This window comes from Sphaerospermopsis sp. LEGE 00249, from assembly GCF_014299995.1.
Classification (GTDB): Bacteria; Cyanobacteriota; Cyanobacteriia; order Cyanobacteriales; family Nostocaceae; genus Sphaerospermopsis; species Sphaerospermopsis kisseleviana.
Genome location: NZ_JACJUZ010000031.1, coordinates 16,402 through 34,869, shown reverse-complemented (window position 1 = coordinate 34,869; position 18,468 = coordinate 16,402). Strand labels below are relative to the sequence as shown.

The 18,468-nt window shown below is 37.0% G+C and carries 19 protein-coding genes; 7 read left to right on the top strand and 12 right to left on the bottom strand.

Translation table 11 applies throughout. The features are described from left to right. Nucleotides 1-37: 37 nt before the first annotated feature. The 3 genes from H5968_RS12475 to purS all read right to left on the bottom strand — a co-directional run bounded on the left by H5968_RS12475 (nt 38) and on the right by purS (nt 4,341). On the bottom strand, nt 38-3,100 hold the full coding sequence (locus H5968_RS12475; protein WP_187040208.1) for a hypothetical protein: 3,063 nt from the start codon (nt 3,098-3,100) through the stop codon (nt 38-40). A gap of 139 nt (nt 3,101-3,239) precedes the next feature. Continuing rightward, complete coding sequence (gene purQ / locus H5968_RS12470) at nt 3,240-3,914, bottom strand: phosphoribosylformylglycinamidine synthase subunit PurQ (RefSeq protein WP_096572034.1); 675 nt, start codon at nt 3,912-3,914, stop codon at nt 3,240-3,242. Nucleotides 3,915-4,062: 148 nt separating this feature from the next. Continuing rightward, complete coding sequence (purS, locus tag H5968_RS12465) at nt 4,063-4,341, bottom strand: phosphoribosylformylglycinamidine synthase subunit PurS (protein ID WP_096572035.1); 279 nt, start codon at nt 4,339-4,341, stop codon at nt 4,063-4,065. A 208-nt stretch (nt 4,342-4,549) separates the two neighbouring features. On the opposite strand from purS, the gene H5968_RS12460 reads away from it, so the two are divergent. Beyond that, on the top strand, nt 4,550-4,942 hold the full coding sequence (locus H5968_RS12460; protein ID WP_187040207.1) for a Fur family transcriptional regulator: 393 nt from the start codon (nt 4,550-4,552) through the stop codon (nt 4,940-4,942). A gap of 341 nt (nt 4,943-5,283) precedes the next feature. Here H5968_RS12460 and H5968_RS12455 read toward each other — a convergent pair whose 3' ends face one another. After that, entirely contained in the window at nt 5,284-6,267 is a 984-nt protein-coding gene (locus H5968_RS12455; RefSeq protein WP_187040206.1) for an SPFH domain-containing protein, read from the bottom strand. Between the two features lie 79 nt (nt 6,268-6,346). Further along, nucleotides 6,347-6,775 (bottom strand): NfeD family protein, encoded by a 429-nt coding sequence (locus tag H5968_RS12450; protein ID WP_187040205.1) that lies wholly within the window; start codon nt 6,773-6,775, stop codon nt 6,347-6,349. A 545-nt stretch (nt 6,776-7,320) separates the two neighbouring features. Between H5968_RS12450 and H5968_RS12445 the strand changes: the two genes are divergently transcribed. Together H5968_RS12445 and H5968_RS12440 are read left to right on the top strand one after the other, a co-directional pair. Continuing rightward, a complete protein-coding gene (locus H5968_RS12445; RefSeq protein ID WP_187040204.1) occupies nt 7,321-9,291 on the top strand; it encodes a PP2C family serine/threonine-protein phosphatase in 1,971 nt (656 codons plus the stop codon). An 85-nt stretch (nt 9,292-9,376) separates the two neighbouring features. Continuing rightward, nucleotides 9,377-9,598, top strand: a complete 222-nt coding sequence (locus H5968_RS12440; protein WP_096572040.1) for a ferredoxin-thioredoxin reductase variable chain — start codon at nt 9,377-9,379, stop codon at nt 9,596-9,598. A 173-nt stretch (nt 9,599-9,771) separates the two neighbouring features. Here the strand turns inward: H5968_RS12440 and H5968_RS12435 are convergent, their stop codons facing one another. The 5 genes from H5968_RS12435 to H5968_RS12415 all read right to left on the bottom strand — a co-directional run bounded on the left by H5968_RS12435 (nt 9,772) and on the right by H5968_RS12415 (nt 13,377). Next, a complete protein-coding gene (locus H5968_RS12435) occupies nt 9,772-9,993 on the bottom strand; it encodes a hypothetical protein (protein WP_096572041.1) in 222 nt (73 codons plus the stop codon). Between the two features lie 91 nt (nt 9,994-10,084). Next, nucleotides 10,085-10,876: a YdcF family protein gene (locus tag H5968_RS12430; protein ID WP_187040203.1), complete on the bottom strand. Its 792-nt coding sequence runs from the start codon at nt 10,874-10,876 to the stop codon at nt 10,085-10,087. Nucleotides 10,877-11,074: 198 nt separating this feature from the next. Further along, on the bottom strand, nt 11,075-11,962 hold the full coding sequence (locus H5968_RS12425; RefSeq protein WP_187040202.1) for a sulfite exporter TauE/SafE family protein: 888 nt from the start codon (nt 11,960-11,962) through the stop codon (nt 11,075-11,077). Nucleotides 11,963-12,038: 76 nt separating this feature from the next. Further along, entirely contained in the window at nt 12,039-12,578 is a 540-nt protein-coding gene (locus H5968_RS12420) for a rhodanese-like domain-containing protein (protein ID WP_187040201.1), read from the bottom strand. Nucleotides 12,579-12,681: 103 nt separating this feature from the next. Then, nucleotides 12,682-13,377, bottom strand: a complete 696-nt coding sequence (locus H5968_RS12415; RefSeq protein WP_187040200.1) for an MBL fold metallo-hydrolase — start codon at nt 13,375-13,377, stop codon at nt 12,682-12,684. Between the two features lie 92 nt (nt 13,378-13,469). Here H5968_RS12415 and H5968_RS12410 point away from each other — a divergent pair, with 92 nt between their 5' ends. Beyond that, entirely contained in the window at nt 13,470-13,802 is a 333-nt protein-coding gene (locus H5968_RS12410) for a helix-turn-helix transcriptional regulator (protein WP_096572046.1), read from the top strand. A 61-nt stretch (nt 13,803-13,863) separates the two neighbouring features. On the opposite strand, the gene H5968_RS12405 is transcribed toward H5968_RS12410, so the two are convergent. Together H5968_RS12405 and glpX are read right to left on the bottom strand one after the other, a co-directional pair. Further along, nucleotides 13,864-15,150 (bottom strand): glutamyl-tRNA reductase, encoded by a 1,287-nt coding sequence (locus H5968_RS12405; RefSeq protein ID WP_187040199.1) that lies wholly within the window; start codon nt 15,148-15,150, stop codon nt 13,864-13,866. Nucleotides 15,151-15,298: 148 nt separating this feature from the next. Next, complete coding sequence (gene glpX / locus H5968_RS12400; RefSeq protein ID WP_096572048.1) at nt 15,299-16,336, bottom strand: class II fructose-bisphosphatase; 1,038 nt, start codon at nt 16,334-16,336, stop codon at nt 15,299-15,301. A gap of 342 nt (nt 16,337-16,678) precedes the next feature. Between glpX and grxC the strand changes: the two genes are divergently transcribed. From grxC to H5968_RS12385, 3 genes are all read left to right on the top strand, one after another. After that, a complete protein-coding gene (gene grxC / locus H5968_RS12395) occupies nt 16,679-16,999 on the top strand; it encodes a glutaredoxin 3 (RefSeq protein WP_187040198.1) in 321 nt (106 codons plus the stop codon). Nucleotides 17,000-17,058: 59 nt separating this feature from the next. Continuing rightward, nucleotides 17,059-17,544, top strand: a complete 486-nt coding sequence (gene tadA / locus H5968_RS12390) for a tRNA adenosine(34) deaminase TadA (RefSeq protein WP_222620664.1) — start codon at nt 17,059-17,061, stop codon at nt 17,542-17,544. A 111-nt stretch (nt 17,545-17,655) separates the two neighbouring features. Continuing rightward, complete coding sequence (locus H5968_RS12385; protein ID WP_187040197.1) at nt 17,656-18,456, top strand: 1-acyl-sn-glycerol-3-phosphate acyltransferase; 801 nt, start codon at nt 17,656-17,658, stop codon at nt 18,454-18,456. Nucleotides 18,457-18,468: the final 12 nt, after the last annotated feature.

Genomic DNA, 18,468 nt, shown 5'->3' with positions numbered 1-18,468 from the left:
GAAAAATCTCACGCAAAGACGTAAAGAAAGAGAAGTGTTATTCATCCTTACCTAGTAATATTGATTTAACATGAGTTAAAAAAGCAAGAGAATTGAAATCAGTTTTATCTCGAATATGTTTAAAACTTGCAGATTCACTAACTGATTCATCCCCGATTAAATTTTGATAGGGATCTAACTTTAATTGCATATTCCCTGATTTTTCAGATTTTTCATAACGGGAGAAATGAAACAAAGTTAAACATTGAGTAATTTCATTTTTTAACTTACTTTCATTATCTATTAATCCTGTAAAAATATCCTTATCATCTAAAATTGTACTTTCATACATATTATATAAAGTTGCATAAGACATGACTCCATGATAGTTAACCTCCTTAGCAACCTGTAACCCATTAAATAAATTAAAGAAAATTACAGATTGTTTGTTTCTATCCTCCGCTAAATTAGTCAACTCTAAAGTATCCTGAATGTATAAGGATGTAGATTTAAAATTTCCCACTTTTACTGCATAGTATTTTTCAAAAAACATCGGGTAAATTTTGATATCATGTCTTTCTTTTTTCAAAGATTGAATTACATTTTGTGACATGAAGAATAATTCTTCATCTTTTTCTGCTTGAGTAATGTGTAATGTACTACTGTAGGGAACTTTTGCAATATAAATAAAGTGTCTGTACCCTCTTTTGTAAAGTTTGTCCACATTATCAACTACAACTGTAGGATATTCAAACATTTTTTGATGATCGTCGTAGTTTTCTGAGAAAGTTTTGAAGAGTTGAAACCTTGCTTTGTTGTCTTCTGTTTGTATGGTGATAATTTCACCTATTAAGTTAGATTTTTTTTCATCTACTCCGAAACGACGATCACTTTCCCGACTAGAAACAACGATGATCGCAAGTTTATTAAGTTCCTGAAATCTAAAATTATCCGTTGGTAAGAATGTGAATTTTTTGGGAAATACGGAATATAATGAACTGAGAACATTAGGAATTTTAAAGCTGATTGTTTTGGGGTTTGTAACCACTATCCCTTGTTCATTGCAGCGATATCTTTCATTCAATAAATGAGATAATACTTTGGTTAGATCAACTATAAACTTTTCAATGATTGCAGTTTCATCCGTTTTTTCTTTGAGGTGTATTCTAATTAGTGGTATAAATGGTTTTGCATCTTCTTTTATTTGTCTTTCTAAAATCACATGAAGACAAAGATATGCTAGTAAACTATACACAATCTTGTAAATAAATTCTTGATGCTTTTCTAGCTTTTGTTCTTCCAACCTATGGGGAAATACTAATAAGTTTCTATTTTTTAAGTTGCTTTCATAAAAATTTCTACATTGTTGGTTATCTATTCCTAAAAATATTGCTGGTAAAACTTTAATTCCTGAAGTAATGTCATATTCCATGTCAAATGTTTCTACATCTGGAGTTTCTAAAAAGTGAATTTCGCTAATGGTGATGTTTGCAGGTAGAGTGACAAGGATGTTTGTTTGTGTACTTGGGTTTCCTAAATGAATATATTTTAAACAGTCTTTAAAGTTACCACGCAATGTATTTTTAAATAAAGTATCTCGTTCCGTAATTGTTTCAATATCATTTTCTAAAATGCTATTTTTGACAGAGATGTGTACCGGATATTGTCTTTCAGGAAATGGTGTTTCTCTTTTAATTAAGTTAGTTAAGACTTCTTTTAATATGTCTACTTTTTTCTGGACTTTAAATTTATCGAAACCTTTTTTTAACTTTCCGAGTAATTCTTTCTTAGCATTTTCATCATCTCCTTTAAATACTGATAATATATCCTTTTCAAATCTCCGTAGAGGATCGTAATTTAATTCTTCTCTTGGATCATAATTTGCTGCTTTTGGATCTTGTGTTGATGCAAATATAAAATAATACAGAAAGGCAATTTTTAAAACTTTGTTGACAAAATTCTTCTTGTTATTCAAATTCTCTGCAAATTCTTTTATATTCTCTTCACTATTTGGATCTGCGATGAGAATATCAAGATTTCTTTGAAAAACATTTTTACCTCCATCGGTTTGGACTTTACCATCAAATTTTAATTTTAAACCAAAGGTAAATTCTATTTTTTCTTGGTGTTGATGTTCACTTTCTCCTAAATAACCTTCGACTAAGGGAATAATTGGTAATTTATCATAAGCATCACCACGAGAAAATACTGTTTGCAAATTAAATTTCTCTTGTGCATAGCTAACTTCATATTCTCCATCTGCTTTATTGGGGTTATTAATGTAATCTTCTAATATTTGTAATCTCCTGATCAAGTCTTGTAAATATATTTTAGCTTGGTAGTTTTTAGAACTAGCTTTTTCGTCAATGTTTTCTAGGAGAAATTCTAAATATTTAATTTGTGATAGTTTTTTGAGTTTTCCTAGTGTTTCTTCGTTGACTAGGTTTTGTAGTTGATAAATATCAGACTTTGTATTTTGTTTGAGGTTTTCTAAAATAAATCCTATTTCTTCTCTGTCACTAGAACTTGAAAAGTTAATGTCTATAAAGTTATTCAATCCGGTTAATAGTGCTGTGTAAAAATCTTTTGGTTTATCTACAGAAATTTTAACTTTATGCGCTTTTAGTAGTTGTTTCTGTTTTGCTTTATCGTCTTTTTTGACTGTTAATCTTTGTTTTTGTAAGTTTTTAGAGGGTAGAAATTCATAACTCAAGTCTAATTTAGTTGGTTTTCTATCTGTTTGAAATGTTTGTAAGTCTGTCAGTAAATTGTGGATAAATTCAAATCTATCCATTGATTTACTATTGGGATTTTGCTGAATAGCTAATGTTAATTGATATTGAATATAACCTGTAATTTGTCTAATTTTCTCTCGAAATGAAACTTCAGTACCGGGAGTAAAATTCAAAGTTGCTGAACGTGCTGCTTTTTGGTTTCCCAATGGGTTATGAGGAGTTAATTTAATAACTTCATTAACTACTTCATTAATATCAACCTTAACTCTTTTATTATCAGCAGAAATTATAAATATCTGCTGATTTTTTAATACTCTGAGTATTTTATCTAATAAATCAGTATAATCCACATTTGCTAAGTCTGGATTTATTGCTATTCTGTTCATCTGCGCTTTTCTTGATGGATTTAATATTATACTATCAAAAATAATACATCTAGTCAATTTGACAAGTCAATACGTAAAAATCCTTAAATAAGGTGGAAATTAACCACCTTATGTTTTTGAGAGTTTGTCAAATACAAGACTAAATCAAAGCTGCAACCTTCCCCAACAAACCCGCAAACAAGCGTAAACCATCAGTATTACCTAATGCTTGATCTGCTGCGCGTTCAGGATGTGGCATCATTCCTAACACATTACCTTGCAAATTGCAAATCCCTGCAATGTTATTTAATGATCCGTTGGGGTTTTCTCCGTGATAACGAAATACCACTTGTCCGTTATCTTCAATTGCTGCTAAAGTATCCTTATCAGCGTAAAATCGACCCTCTCCGTGGGCAATGGGTAAAGTGATCACTTCTCCCTCTGTATAACCATGAGTCCAAGGTAAATTATTACGCTCAACTTTTAAGGGAGAGCGATCGCAAATAAAATGTAAATCTCGGTTTCTCGTTAACACACCCGGCAACAAACCAGCTTCAGTTAATACCTGAAATCCATTGCAAATACCGATGACAAACTTACCTTTTTGTGCGTGATTGACAACTTCCTGCATTACAGGAGAAAAACGAGCGATCGCCCCACAACGCAAATAATCACCGTAACTAAAGCCCCCAGGGACTATAATTACATCTATATCACTAATATCCGTCTCTTGATGCCAAACCATCCGTGTTGGTTGTCCGAGTAAGTCTCTAGTCACATACGCAGAATCACGGTCACAATTAGAACCAGGGAAAACTAAAACACCGAATTTCATAAATAAGGGAATAGGGAATAGGGAATAGGGAATAGGGAATAGGGAATAGGGAATAGGGAATAGGGAATAGGGAATAGGGAATAGGGAATAGGGAATAGGTGACAGTAAAGAAGTTTTTACCAATTACCCATTACCAATTACCCATTACCTAAAAAACACCAGTTTGAGATTCTACTTCAATCAAATCAAAACGATAGTTTTCGATCACAGTATTTGCTAACAGTTCCTCACACATATTTTTCACATCTTGATTCGCTATAGCTTCATCGGGTGCAATCGTGGTTAATTCAATATATTTACCAATTCTTACTTGTTCAACGGTTTCATGTCCCATTTGTTTTAAGCTAGTTTGTACGGCGACACCAGCAGGATCGAGAACTGAAGGCCGAAGAGTCACAAAAATTTTAGCTAAATACTTCCTTTGCATGAGGGGGGTAACTTTTGCTGAATGGTGCGATCGCTATCCTATAACTTTTATGTTCCAACTGAGTGAAAATAGAATCACAGACTGGTTAAAGTTAATCTATCAGCCAGCCAATCAAAAAAGCTCATATCAGATATGGTAACTTAAACTAGTCACATAAGATACAAAAAAATTTTTATTTTCCAGTCCCAATCTAAAAGCCAAAATTACTATGAAAGCTATACGTACCCGCAGTCAAGAGCGAATTTTAAACCTATTGAAAAACATCAAACAAGGAATTTCCGCACAAGACATATACATAGAATTACGTAACTGTAGTCAAAGCATGGGTTTAGCCACAGTTTACCGCTCCCTAGAAGCTTTGAAACTCGAAGGTAAAGTACAGGTGAGAACTTTATCTAATGGTGAGGCTTTGTATAGTTTAACCCAACAAGATAAACATCATCTCACCTGTTTACAATGTGGTCTTTCCATACCTATCCATCAATGTCCAGTCCATGAACTAGAAAACGAGTTACAAACCAGCCATAAATTTAAAGTATTTTACCACACCCTAGAATTTTTCGGACTGTGTAATAAATGTCAGGACGTAGGTGACAGGTGACAGGTGACAGGTAAGAGTTTTTATTAAGGGACTGACAAATAAAAAGATATACAAGTGTTTCTTGTGGTGCGGGTATCTTGCCCGCTAATTAGGGTTTGCTGAATAAACCTAAAACCTTGATATATCAAAGGTTAGAGGCTGATAAACACAGAAATTAGTGCAAGGGTTTTGAAGGGTATACCGGAAAAAGTGTGCATTTTTTGGGATTTCAAGAGATGGCAAAGAAATTTTCAAATCTCCTCCTGACTCCTGACTCCTATGCCCTCACGGAAAGACTTTCTCAGCAAACCCTAATTATACAAGGCAAGCAAGATGCCTACCCCACAAGATGAGATAATAACCTAGTCCCTATTTTCCAACAAAGGTTGAGAACCATTAGGAAGATCAGAAACAATGGAACGCATACCTTCAAAAGTAGCGGGAATATTACGAGGGTCCATAAACATGACTTTGCTACTTTCGCTCTTACCGATAATAGTCGCCATATCCAAATAACCCAAGGCCATGAGAACTTCTATGGCTTTGTGTGCTTCTGCGTTAGCTGTCATTCTGTGGGCAAGAATTTCTGCTGACTCCGCGATCGCCTGTGCTTTCAAAACCTGCTGCTGTCTTTCCGCTTGCGCTTTTAAAATAAGTGCTTTTTGTTCCGCTTCCGCTTGTAAAATTATCGCCTTTTGTCGCGCTTCCGCATCCAAAATTTGAGCATCTGCTTTACCTCTAGCACTATTTACCGCCGACTCTCGATCACCTTCAGATGTTAAAATTGCTGCCCGTTTCCGTCTTTCTGCGGACATTTGCAATTCCATAGACTCTTGCACAGCCTTAGATGGGATAATATCTCTCAATTCCACTCGTGTAACTTTTACACCCCAAGGATCAGTAGCAATATCTAAATCTCTCAGCAGAATTTCATTAATTTGAGTTCTGGCAGTAAAAGTCTGATCTAACTCCAATTGTCCCATTTCCGAGCGAATTTGAGTTAAAACCAAATTAACCATCGCTGACTGGAGATTTTCTACCTTATAATAAGCTTTCTCCATATCCACGATCCGCCAATACACCACCGCATCCACAGTAATGGAAACATTGTCACGGGTAATACATTGCTGAGGAGGAATATCTAAAACCTTTTCCCGAATCGTTTGCTTATACACAATATTATCAAAAAAAGGATTAATCATATTTAAGCCTGGACCAAGCTTTTTCTTATAACTACCCAAACTTTCCACCAAAGCTTCATCACCTTGATTAATCACTCTAATTGATTTGAGGACAACAGTACCGCCCCCAAAAGCCAAAGCAAGTAACAATAAAAACTGACCCATTTTTATAAATCTCCGCAAATACGATGCTTTGAAAACTCTTATCTATCACCTGTCACCGTGGCGTAGCACCTGTCACCTGTCATAAAATATTTTCTGGCATTACAATCAAAGTCGTACCTTCTCTACTGACCACATAAACTTTTTGCCCTGGTGCTAAACTGAGTTTGTCATCATCACATCTAGCCCGCCAGGAATTACCCTCATATAGTACCCGTCCCGCCTGACCTGGTAAAATTTCTGTTAAAGTTTCGCCAATCACCGCATCAGAGATTTTTGATCTGCGTGTTGGTGGTTGTAAAAACCTGCGGGAAAACACAACTAAAACCGTGGAAAGCAACAGCCAAAGAATAACTTGTAGCCATAAACTGATCAAACCCAAATAAGAAAGTAGCGCCACCGCAAAGGCACTAATTCCCATCATAAATTCTACAAAGGCAGTTGGTAACAAAAGTTCCATCAAACACAGGATTATTCCTGCTACCAGCCAGATTAAGGTAAAAGTTGGCATAACGCCATCCCAGACAATAAAAACAAAAAATTAACCCCAATATTATTTTGTGATTAACTACATCTCAACCATCACTATTTACGGAAAGAAATTTTTGATTTCCCAATTTTTGCTTTCAAGTACAAGCCTATCAACAAGAGCATACAAACATATTTGATTCCTATTCTAGTAATTAACATCCCAATTTGATCTAAAATCACCTGAATTTCTTTATAATTTATACACTCACAACTCAAGCTCAAAAATAGAATATGTAGCATAAATCAAACTTTGAGTATTATACTTAAACTTTTTTGAAAATTATTAAATCTTTATAATTTCTGACTTAACTATTCTCTTGACTCAGTGCAGGGTGCAGAGTGCAAAGTATAAAGTGCAAAGTACAGAAATTAGTTCTTCTTCCTCCTGACTCCTGTACGGGCGTTCGCGAAGCGTGCTGGAAGCATCAGCATTCGGGCGATAAATTATGAATTTTTGTCCAAGGTTGTTTTCCAAATGCTTCGCCCCTACGACTCCTGACTCCTAACTCCTTAGTTTATACATTTATGATTTCTACTGAACGGATAATTCATTGTATCAATCCCGACTGTGAAAAACCCATTAATAATCTAGGCGATCGCCTTTGTAAAAATTGCCAAACACCCATAGTTTACCGCTATCTGTGGGCGATCGGCACAAACGCCGCCAACATACCCCCGGAAACAAAAATTGCCGACAGATATGAGGTAATTACACAGCAAATTTGGCTAGATACCCAACCAGGAAAAGCACCAGAAATACCATCAGAACTGCCACCGGCAGTTATCCCTTACCTAAAATTATATCCACAAAAGTTACACATCCCCCAACCCTACGGATTTACAACTTCTACAACCGAAGACACAGAAGACACAAATGATATTCTCTTATTAGAAAATGCACCTATAGATACAAAAGGCAATCTCTACCCCATCATTACCGAAGTATGGGAAGAAGCAAAAGCCGTTAGACAATTATACTGGCTATGGCAAATTCTCCAACTGTGGAAACCCTTATCAGAAATGGGAGTAGCTGCAAGTTTACTATCACCAAATAACATACTCGTTCAAGGGTGGTGTATCAAATTATTAGAACTATACCAAACAACAGAAACACTTACCTTGCAGCACTTAGGGCAATCTTGGCACTCATGGGTACTGGTAGCAAAAGCCGAAATAGCCCCTGGTTTAAGTAATATCATCCAGCAGATGTGCCAAGGTGAAGTAGATTTTACTACCATTAGCCATCAACTTAATCAATTATTACTAGCATCAGCAGCAGAATTACCATTAATGGTGAAAGTTGCTGGGTTTACAGATGCAGGTCTTGTGATGAAACACAATGAGGACAGTTGTTTCCCTAATACTACTGATAAAATAGACAACTATTTAAACCAGCATCTATCAGTAGTTTGTGATGGTATTGACGGACATGAAGGCGGCGAAGTTGCTAGTCAGCTAGCAGTTCAGTCCTTAAAATTACAAATCCGTGCTTGGTTACAAGATGTAGCCGAACAAACAGAAATTGTCTCCCCAGACTTGTTGCAGCAACAACTAGCGGCTAGTTTGCGGGTAGTAAATAATATGATCTGGTCACGCAACGACGAACAAAACCGCCAAGGTAGAGAACGCATGGCCACCACGTTAGTCATGGCCATACAATTACCGCAACGTATAGTCACCAATACAGGATGGGAATCAGAAAATACTCATGAACTTTATATAGCTAATGTTGGTGATAGTCGTGCTTATTGGATTACTCCCAGCTATTGTCAACTACTAACCATAGATGATGATATGGCAACCAGGGAAGTGTGTTTTGGTCAAAGTTTGTATCGTCAAGCAATCACAACAGCTAACGCCCATGCACTCACCCAAGCATTAGGAACAAAAGAAGCCGAATATCTACAATTTGCCATCAAACGCTTTATTTTGGAAGAAGACGGGATTTTATTATTATGTTCCGATGGTTTAAGTGATCATGATTGGGTAGAAAAATCTTGGCAGAATTATGTAATTCCCCTGTTAACAGGTAAACTGACAGTGGAAGATGCAGCACGTAACTGGGTAAAATTGGCAAATGAAAAAAACGGTCAAGATAATACATCTATTGTTCTCACGGTTGTCCGTACTTCCCAAGCCCATTTAGTACCTGTTACACCTGTACCAATAGTATTAGAAACGTCCGAAACAGAGGAAGTAGCGAGCCTAAACACAGAAACAGAAAACTTTGAAGCGCAATCACCAGCAGTAGATTACTTAGCAGAGAGTTCCCTAGCTTTAATGGATTTGAATCTAAGTGAAGAATCAGCTTCTACTCCTGTTAAAGCAGCAAATCGGGGTAAACTGGTCTTAGTTTTAGGCGGATTTTTAGCTTTGTTGGTTGGAGGTACAAGTTTAGGTTTATTTGCTTGGTGGCAACTTCAACCCCAGTCTTTTGGGCGGTTGTGTCAGCAACTTCCCCCAGAATTACAACAGTTCTGCCCCCAGCGCCAATAAGCTATATTTCTTGAATGTCAAGATATGGTAAGATCAACCAAGTCAATCAATTCAGTAATCAAGAAAATTAGGTATAAATAATACTATGAATATTGGCGATCGCGTTCGTGTAAAAGAGTCAGTAATAGTTTATCATCATCCTGAGCATCGGGGTCAGGGTTTTGACATCAAAGGATCAGAAGGGGAAATTTTTGCTGTTGTTACTCAATGGCAAGGCAGACCTGTCAGTGCTAACCTGCCAATTTTAGTTCAGTTTAGCAAAAAATTTAAAGCTCATTTACGTGAGAATGAATTAGAGGTTATTTAAATAGGAGTCAGTAGGGGCGAAGCATTCGGAAAATAACCTTAGACAAAAATTGATAATTGATTGCCCGAATGCTGATGCTTCCAGCACGCTTTGCCAACGCCCGTACAGGAGTCAGGAGTCAGAAACCATGAGTCACAGATAACTGATAACTGATAACTCGCTACTGTATTCTTTTAGCGGCGAAAAAACCACCCCATAATATTGAGTTCGCCGCGCATTTTTTCTAAATCTCTACGGTTTTCGGCTGCGGTTGTGTAATACCATTCACAATAACGTTTAAATTCCGAACGAGTCTGAACTTCGTGGTAAAATTCTACAGTTGTTTGGTGAACTGCAAACACTTCCTCAACTTCCGGCTGAGGTGATGGGACTATATATGGTAGTTCTTTACTCATAGGTTATTAGTCATTAGTTATTAGTCATTGGTTATTAGTCATTGGTTATTAGTCATTGGTTATTAGTGAATTTTTCCCAGTCACCAGTCACTCACAACCAACCCCGCAAACCATAAACAAAACGTCCAATATATTCTTTTAAAGCACTGGTAAATTGATTCAAGTTATCAGCATCAGGGAATAAATTTAGTATAGCGGCTTTGGGAGTGCTGGTTAATTCTTCCAACTCACTCCGACTAACAAGAAAATCAGTGGGTGCAGGAATAACATCAATATTTTGACGCTGAAAAATTTTGAGCGATCGCGGTGTGTGCATAGCCGAAGTTACTAACAATACTTTTTTAATTCCTCGTTCTCCGAGAATTTTCTGCACATTAACAGCGTTTTGATAGGTGTTTAAAGAATCAGGTTCTTGAATAATCGCTGGGGCTGGTATACCCAAAGATGTAAGAATAGTAGCCATATCTGCTGATTCAGGAAAACCGCTACCACGCCAATCAATGCGACCACCACTTAAAATAATTAGAGGTGCTTTTTTTTGCCAATAGAGTTGAGCCGCATAAATCACGCGATCGCCCGCTTCACTTAAATCAACCGTCGGACGAGGCCAAATTCCGGATTTAGTAGCACCACCCAAAACTACAATAGCTTCAGCTTGGGGTATTTCTGTCATGGGGATATTTTGCCATTCTAGCGATCGCACCAGATTTTTAGCCACCCAAGCATTACCACAAACCAATAATAAAGTTAAAGATAGGGAAATACAAACAGCGGCAATTTTTGGACGTTTCCACAAAGTTACCAAAGCCACTATTAAACTAACACAAGCTAATCCCAAAGGATAAAAAAATAGAGGTAGTAATTTAGAAAGATATAGAAACATTATTTTTAATAATTCACGATTTATGTAGATATAGTAGGAGACAGAAGTCAGTAAAGATTTAGTAATGCTAAACCCCTACATAAATATTTTTATCATCACTACAGTATTACTGTATAACAGTATCACAAGAAAGACAATTTGCCATCTTTTTATCTTGAGGTTTTATCATCAGTTAATATCCTAACAGCTTTTTTATTACTATAGATTATGCTGGGCAGTCTGTACAGGATTCAGAATAGTTACTTTATCTTGCCAATTTAACGCTGATTTTTTTCTTGGAGAAGCACTTTGATTTTGAAATAACACAAAAGCCGCTACAGCTATTAAAAAATAACCAAAATATTTTTGTAATTTTTTACCATCAATAAATTGAGATAAATAAGCACCAAAAAAACTACCCAAACTAGCAGCAATCACAAAAGATCCGATTAAATTCCAATCTAAATCAACTTGTCCTAAATAACCTAAAAAACCAGAAATTGCATTAACAACTAAAATTAATAAAGAAGTACCAATAGCTTCTTTCATCGGAGTTTTACCCAAAATAACTAAAGCCGGCACAATCGCAAAACCTCCTCCAACTCCCACTAAACCTGTTAATATTCCCACACCTAAACCTTCAGTTAACAACCATAACCAACAATACTGACAAACAGGAGGTTGATAAACTTCGGTTTTGATATTTTCTAAGTGATCTTTTGAAGATAATTTAGTGGAATTTTGTAAACTTCTCTTAATCATTAAACTTGCTGCTACCAGCATCATAATTGCAAATAGCAGCATTTGTAAATTATCAGTAACAAATGGTAAATATGCGATTTTTGCCCCTAAAAAAGCACCCAACATGGTAGCAGAACCGAAAATAAATGCTTTTTTAAAATTAATATTTCCCTTTTTCCAATGAGGAATTAAACCAATTAAACTCACAGTTCCTACAATTACTAAAGTCATAGCAATTGCAGGTTTTGTTGGTACTCCCATTACATAAACTAAAATTGGTAAAGCTAAAACCGAACCACCACCACCAATTAAACCTAAACTAATACCAATTCCCGTTGCTAAAATATGTCCTAATATCCAGATCATAATAATTCGTAATTTGTAATTCGTGATTTTTAGATCCCTGACTTCTTTAAAAAGTCCGGGATCTGAGTTGGCAATTTTAACCACGTTGGTTATAAGGTAACTTAGCTAATAACATACCCATTGCACAGGTATTAGTCACCCCTGCAAATACCAACCCAGCACCCACAAAACCACTTAAAATTAAAAACCAAGGAGAAACAAATGCCCCTAAAATAGTTCCTGTAAACACCAAAGTACCTGCAACTATTTGTACTTGTCTCATCAAACTAATGGGAGCATTTTTATTAACTTTAGTCGGATATCCTGACTGTTTCCAAGCAGTAATTCCACCTTGTAATTGGCTAAAGTCTGTAAATCCAGCCTGAATTAATTTTTGTGCCGCTTTATTGGATCTATTTCCAGATTGACAGTAAATAACAACTTGTTTACCAGGAACTAATTTAATTTTTTCTGGTTGAAATTGAGAAAGAGGTAAAACTTGAGAACCGGGAATATTTTCACCTACATATTCTGACATTTCTCGCACATCTATTAAATGTACTTGCTGTTTTTCTATTAACTCCTTAACACCAGCAGCATCAACAAATTGTAATTCCTGTTTAGTTGAAGTATTCATTTCTCAAAACTCCTCAAGATCCTACTATTTACTAAATATTAAAAACTCTGCAATTAAAAGCTCTGCGTACTCTGCGCCTCTGCGTGAGAAATACCCTACAATATTAAACTGCAATAGTATTTCCACACTTTTCATTTGCTGGAACAGCAGCCATCATTTTTTGCGGATTAGGTAAATTTAACCCATTCATTAATTGAATAAAACCGTCCCGATTATGTCCTTTAAATCTAGAATTATATTGCTTTTCTTCCCCAATAGTAGAAACTGTAAAACCTTTATAATCATGTCCAGGATAAACCAAAGTTGCATCAGGAAGAGTAAACATTTTTTGGGTAATGACATCAAATAAAATTCCCGCATTACCACTTTGAAAATCGGTTCTTCCACAACCGCGAATTAATAAAGAATCGCCAGTTAATAATCTTTCTTTGTTTACTAAATAAGCTAGATGACTATCTGTATGTCCTGGTGTGGCGATCGCTTCAATTACAATAGAATCTAATTGTAAAATTTCCCCATCTTGCATTTGTTGATCCGCGCAACTCGCTGGTGCATTTGCTGGTACAACTCCCAAACATCCAGTTAGTTGACGTAATTTACCCGTACCTGTGATATGATCTGCATGGATGTGAGTTTCTAAACAGTAGCGTAGTGTTAATCCTAACTCCTCAATTAGCTTTAGATCCCGTTCTACCTGTTCCAAAACCGGATCTACTAAAACTGCTGCTTTTGTTGTATCGTCAGCAATTAAGTAAGTATATGTACTAGATTCTCTGTCAAAAAGTTGGCGAAATAACATATTTACACCTGAATTTTTTCCCTAATGAGATGATTCTATTACTATATAGTAAAATAGTCAATATAAACTTATAAAATTTTTTTTGGTTTTTTATGTCAGATATATTTCCGGGCGCTCTTAGTCATGTTGCAGAATATTTCAAAGTGCTATCTGAAGTCAGTCGGTTACAGGTGTTGTGTTGTTTAAAAAATGGAGCGAAGAATGTAACCCAAATCATAGCTGAGACTGGACTAGGACAAGCAAACGTATCGAAGCATCTTAAAATTTTAACTCAAGCGGGTATTGTCAAAAGAACACCCGAAGGAGTCAGCGTGATTTATGAAATAGCTGATCCGATATTATTTCAATTGTGTGATTTAGTATGCGATCGCCTACAAGTGAGACTCGAAGAACAAACTAAGCAGTTAGAGAAACTCAAACTTTAGGAGTCAGGAGTCAGGAGTCAGAATAAAGATTTTTCTGTTCCCTGTTCCCTGTTCCCTTTGATTAACTAAACTGCTCTTCTGCATCTAAATTAAATAGCATTTGCAGAGTTCTCATACAATTACGTCTAGCTTCAACATCTTGCTGTGACCGTAATTGTACCATTGGGTCATGTAAAATTTTATTTACTATTCCTCGTGTGAGAGCTTCAATCACTTCTTGGTGTTTTTCACCAAATTCTGACCCTAAGCGAGAAAGTGCTTTTTGTAATTCTTGCTCGCGGATGTTTTCCACTTTATTCCGCAAAGAACTGATAGTAGAGACAGTTTCTAAACTCCGCCACCACACATCAAAATCTGCCACCTCTTCATCTAGGATTTTTTCAGCTTCCTGTGCCATTTTACGACGACTTTCGTAATTTTGCGCTACAACAGCCTTTAAATCATCCACATTAAAAGCTTGGACATTTGGCAAATCGTTTACATCTGCATCAACATTTCTAGGTACAGAAATATCAAATAACATCAACGAGTGGTTAGGATCTAAAACCATTTCTAACTTAGCACGATCCAAAATTGGCTCAGTTGAAGAAGTGCTAGTAAATACTATATCACTATGGGAAACCACAGATATCATTTCTGGTAACAGATGTATTTTAATAGGTACTTCTGAGAACTGCTTTGCTAATTCTTCCGCACGTTCACGAGAACGGTTCACAATAGCAATTCGAGTTGCACCTTTAGAAATTAGGTGTTGTACAAGTAACCGCGACATTTTCCCCGCACCGAGAATAGCGATCCGATAGGGAGCTAAATTTTCTACCTTAATTTGCGCTAATTCCACAGCAGCGGAACTAATAGAAACTGCACCAGTACCAATACTGGTTTCTGTACGGACTCGTTTACCTGCGGTGATAGCTTGTTTAAATAAGCGATTTAAAATTGTTTTTATACCATTAAATTGTTGTCCCAGTTTGTGAGTATTTTTCACCTGAGCCAGAATTTGACCTTCACCGAGAACCAAACTATCCAAACCAGCAGCAACTCGCATCACATGAGTCACAGCGTCAGAGTGCATCAAAGTAAATAAATGTTGACGCAAAGATATAATAGGTAATTTGCTGTGTTCTGCCAGAAACTGAGTAACCTCCTGAATACCGTAAGTAATTTCACCGCTAACAATGTAAATTTCTAGACGGTTACAGGTGCTAAGGATAGCCACCTCATCAATATGGGGATAACTGAGGAGATGAGCGATCGCACCTTCGGTTTGAGGTTCAGGAATACTGAGTTTTTCTCTTACTTCTACTGGGGCTGTTTTATGGCTTAACCCCACCACTGCAATATTCATCTTTTATTTCTTAAATTCTTAAATGGATAATTTTGTAATGGGTAATGGGTAATGGGTAATGGGTAATTGGTAATTGGTAATTGGTAATGGGTGGTAATAAATTTTTCCAATCACCAATCACCAATCACCAGTCACCAATCACCAAAAATTAGTGCAGTTGGACAACCTTGGGTTGCTCATTCATGTGAATGGTATCTACAAAGCGAGCAGTCTTAGACTGGCTAGAAATAACCAAACTTTGAGTTCTAGCACCACCGTGGAAGAAACGTACACCTTGCATCAAATTACCAGAAGTGATACCACAAGCAGCAAAGAGAACAGTTTCACCAGAAGCCAATTCATGAGCATCATAAACCTTATCTGGGTCAGTGATACCCATAGAAGCTAGACGATCTAAGTTAGATTGTTTGCTTTCACCGATCAAACCGGTTTTCACAACTTCAGGATCATAGATTAACTGACCTTGGAAGTGACCACCTAAAGCACGCATAGCAGCAGCAGAAATTACACCTTCAGGAGCAGCACCAATACCCATCAGCGCGTGAATGTTAGTACCAGCAAAACCGCAAGATAAAGCTGCACCTACGTCACCATCAGAAATTAATTGTACTCTTGCCCCAGCTTCGCGGATTTCTTTGATTAAATCGTTGTGGCGTTCGCGCTTCATCACAACTACTACCAGTTCTTCAATAGAGCGACCTAAACACTCAGAAAGAATCTTCAAGTTTTCGGTAGCTGACTTGTTGATATCAACCTTACCCTTAGCTGCTGGGGGTGCTGCTAACTTCTTCATGTAAAAATCAGGAGCAGCAAACAGACCACCTTTTTCAGAAATTGCCAAAACGGCCATTGAACCGGGTTGTCCGTAAGCTACCAAGTTAGTACCTTCGCATGGGTCAACAGCGATATCAATTTCAATTAATTCATCAGGATTGCATTGTGCTTTAGCTTCGGGATTAGCACAAATACCTACTTCTTCACCGATGTAAAGCATGGGAGCGTCATCACGTTCACCTTCACCGATCACAATGCGACCGCGCATATAGATTTTATTCATGCGTTCGCGCATAGCTTCCACTGCTACCTGGTCAGCAGTGTTCTTTTCACCCTTACCCATCCACTTTGCAGAGGCGATCGCTGCTTGCTCCACAACCTCAATAATCTCTAAACCAATTGTATTTTCCACAGGACTGCCCTCTCAGTTGCTGATATTAGCGTCGTTTTTATCTGGCCATTTCAGTCTTTAAGTCTACCAAAGTACGGATACATATAGAAAAAAGTTAAGTTTTACTGCTATTAATTATCCCAAGTGGTCAAAATGCTAGAAAATAGCAGTAATTTTGTATTAACCTAAGTTGCTAGTTAACAATAAGAGGCAGGAGGCAAGAAGGTGTTAGCCTAGTTTCTCTTCCTTTGTGTACTTTGCGTACTTTGCGGTTAATTGATCACAAAAATCTGGAAACAACACAGGCAAAAGCAGAACACGCTAAATCATCTAAGCTAGATATAAATAACAAAAAATAAAAATATGCTAGATTTTCTTAACCCCCTTTTAGGTCGTCACCCAGAACGCATTAAAGCCAAAGTAGAAATATATACATGGCAAACCTGCCCATATTGTATACGTGCTAAAATGCTGTTATCTTGGAAAGGTGTAAAATTTACCGAATATAAAATAGACGGTAACGAAGAAGCGAGATCAAAAATGTCAGAACGCGCCAACGGTCGCCGTAGCGTACCCCAAATATTTATTAATAGTCAACACATTGGCGGTTGTGATGATCTGTATGAGTTGGATACAAAAGGTCAACTTGATCCGTTGTTATTTGAGGTGACAGGTGACAGGTGACAGTGAAGAAAGTAGGGGAAGCAGGGGAAGCAGGGGAAGCAGGGGGGGATTAATAACTGATGACCAATCACCAATCACCAATCCTCAATCACCAACAATGGATGCATCAAGCTTTAGAATTAGCACAGGTAGCAGGTGAAGCGGGGGAAATTCCTGTAGGTGCAGTCATTGTTGATGCAGCAGGTAATTTAATAGCTACAGGTGAAAATAGAAAAGAAAGAGATAAAGACCCTACTGCCCATGCGGAAGTGATCGCTATTCGTTCAGCCGCAAAAACCTTACAAAGTTGGCGTTTAGATCAATGTACCCTTTACGTCACATTAGAACCATGTCCAATGTGTGCAGGTGCTATCGTCCATGCACGTTTGGCGACAATTGTCTATGGTGTGGACGATACTAAAACTGGTTCAGTACGTACTGTTATTAACATACCCTCAAGCCCCGCATCCAATCACCGTTTACAAGTAGTAGGAGGTATTCTAGAATCAGCTTGTCGTCAACAATTACAGTCCTGGTTTGCAGCAAAAAGACATAAGCATAAATAACAGACAGAGGTTAAACTGTCCAGATAGGAAAACAAAAATTACTCAAGAAAATTTACGGTGGACATAATCAAGTTTGCGTCACATTTTACCAGCTAAATTTCAGCCACCGTTATGAAGGAATTTTACTCTGCGTCTACCAAGTCCCCCTCTCAACTAACAAATATCTCTAAAACTTCTAAGGTGGTTTTTAGTAGATCACAGGTTTCCCCTTGGTTAACTTCTTTAGCCTATAGTTTGGGGCATAATGTGGTGATACCTATGTATTTTGGTAAAATTGACATCTTGGGGCAAGAAAATATCCCCAAAACTGGACCAGTGATTCTTGCACCTACTCACCGTTCCCGTTGGGATTCCTTGCTGTTACCCTATGCTACAGGTCGTTATGTTAGTGGTCGAGATCTCCGATTTATGGTGACAAGCAGTGAGTGTCAAGGAATACAAGGTTGGTTGGTAAAACGCATGGGAGGTTTTCCTGTAGATACTCAAAAACCTGCGATCGCCGCCTTGCGTCATACAGTAGAGTTAATTTCACAGGGAGAAATGTTGGTGATTTATCCCGAAGGTGATATTTTTCGAGATAGCAAAGTTCACCCTTTAAAATCAGGTGTTGCGCGTTTAGCTTTAAATGCAGAACATCTGCATCTAGGGTTAGACATCAAAATTATTCCTGTAGCTATTAACTATAGTCAACCCTATCCCAATTGGGGAACAGATGTAAATATTCAAATTGCTGAACCTATAAAAGTACAAGATTATATTCCTGGATGTTTAAAACAAAATGCTAAAAAATTGATCGCAGATTTAACAAATAGATTACAACAATTAAGCCATCAACAATCAAAAATTATATCACATCCAGCAGATTCCCTTCACGAAGTGTGGCGAAAACATAGAGATGAGATACACATTTAGGGTTTGCTGAAT

Excerpts from the sequence above, each read along its gene's own strand:
- H5968_RS12475 (WP_187040208.1), bottom strand. The coding sequence starts at position 3,100 with ATGAACAGAATAGCAATAAATCCAGACTTAGCAAATGTGGATTATACT.
- purQ (WP_096572034.1), bottom strand. The coding sequence starts at position 3,914 with ATGAAATTCGGTGTTTTAGTTTTCCCTGGTTCTAATTGTGACCGTGAT.
- purS (WP_096572035.1), bottom strand. The coding sequence starts at position 4,341 with ATGCAAAGGAAGTATTTAGCTAAAATTTTTGTGACTCTTCGGCCTTCA.
- H5968_RS12460 (WP_187040207.1), top strand. The coding sequence starts at position 4,550 with ATGAAAGCTATACGTACCCGCAGTCAAGAGCGAATTTTAAACCTATTG.
- H5968_RS12455 (WP_187040206.1), bottom strand. The coding sequence starts at position 6,267 with ATGGGTCAGTTTTTATTGTTACTTGCTTTGGCTTTTGGGGGCGGTACT.
- H5968_RS12450 (WP_187040205.1), bottom strand. The coding sequence starts at position 6,775 with ATGCCAACTTTTACCTTAATCTGGCTGGTAGCAGGAATAATCCTGTGT.
- H5968_RS12445 (WP_187040204.1), top strand. The coding sequence starts at position 7,321 with ATGATTTCTACTGAACGGATAATTCATTGTATCAATCCCGACTGTGAA.
- H5968_RS12440 (WP_096572040.1), top strand. The coding sequence starts at position 9,377 with ATGAATATTGGCGATCGCGTTCGTGTAAAAGAGTCAGTAATAGTTTAT.
- H5968_RS12435 (WP_096572041.1), bottom strand. The coding sequence starts at position 9,993 with ATGAGTAAAGAACTACCATATATAGTCCCATCACCTCAGCCGGAAGTT.
- H5968_RS12430 (WP_187040203.1), bottom strand. The coding sequence starts at position 10,876 with ATGTTTCTATATCTTTCTAAATTACTACCTCTATTTTTTTATCCTTTG.
- H5968_RS12425 (WP_187040202.1), bottom strand. The coding sequence starts at position 11,962 with ATGATCTGGATATTAGGACATATTTTAGCAACGGGAATTGGTATTAGT.
- H5968_RS12420 (WP_187040201.1), bottom strand. The coding sequence starts at position 12,578 with ATGAATACTTCAACTAAACAGGAATTACAATTTGTTGATGCTGCTGGT.
- H5968_RS12415 (WP_187040200.1), bottom strand. The coding sequence starts at position 13,377 with ATGTTATTTCGCCAACTTTTTGACAGAGAATCTAGTACATATACTTAC.
- H5968_RS12410 (WP_096572046.1), top strand. The coding sequence starts at position 13,470 with ATGTCAGATATATTTCCGGGCGCTCTTAGTCATGTTGCAGAATATTTC.
- H5968_RS12405 (WP_187040199.1), bottom strand. The coding sequence starts at position 15,150 with ATGAATATTGCAGTGGTGGGGTTAAGCCATAAAACAGCCCCAGTAGAA.
- grxC (WP_187040198.1), top strand. The coding sequence starts at position 16,679 with ATGCTAGATTTTCTTAACCCCCTTTTAGGTCGTCACCCAGAACGCATT.
- tadA (WP_222620664.1), top strand. The coding sequence starts at position 17,059 with ATGACCAATCACCAATCACCAATCCTCAATCACCAACAATGGATGCAT.
- H5968_RS12385 (WP_187040197.1), top strand. The coding sequence starts at position 17,656 with ATGAAGGAATTTTACTCTGCGTCTACCAAGTCCCCCTCTCAACTAACA.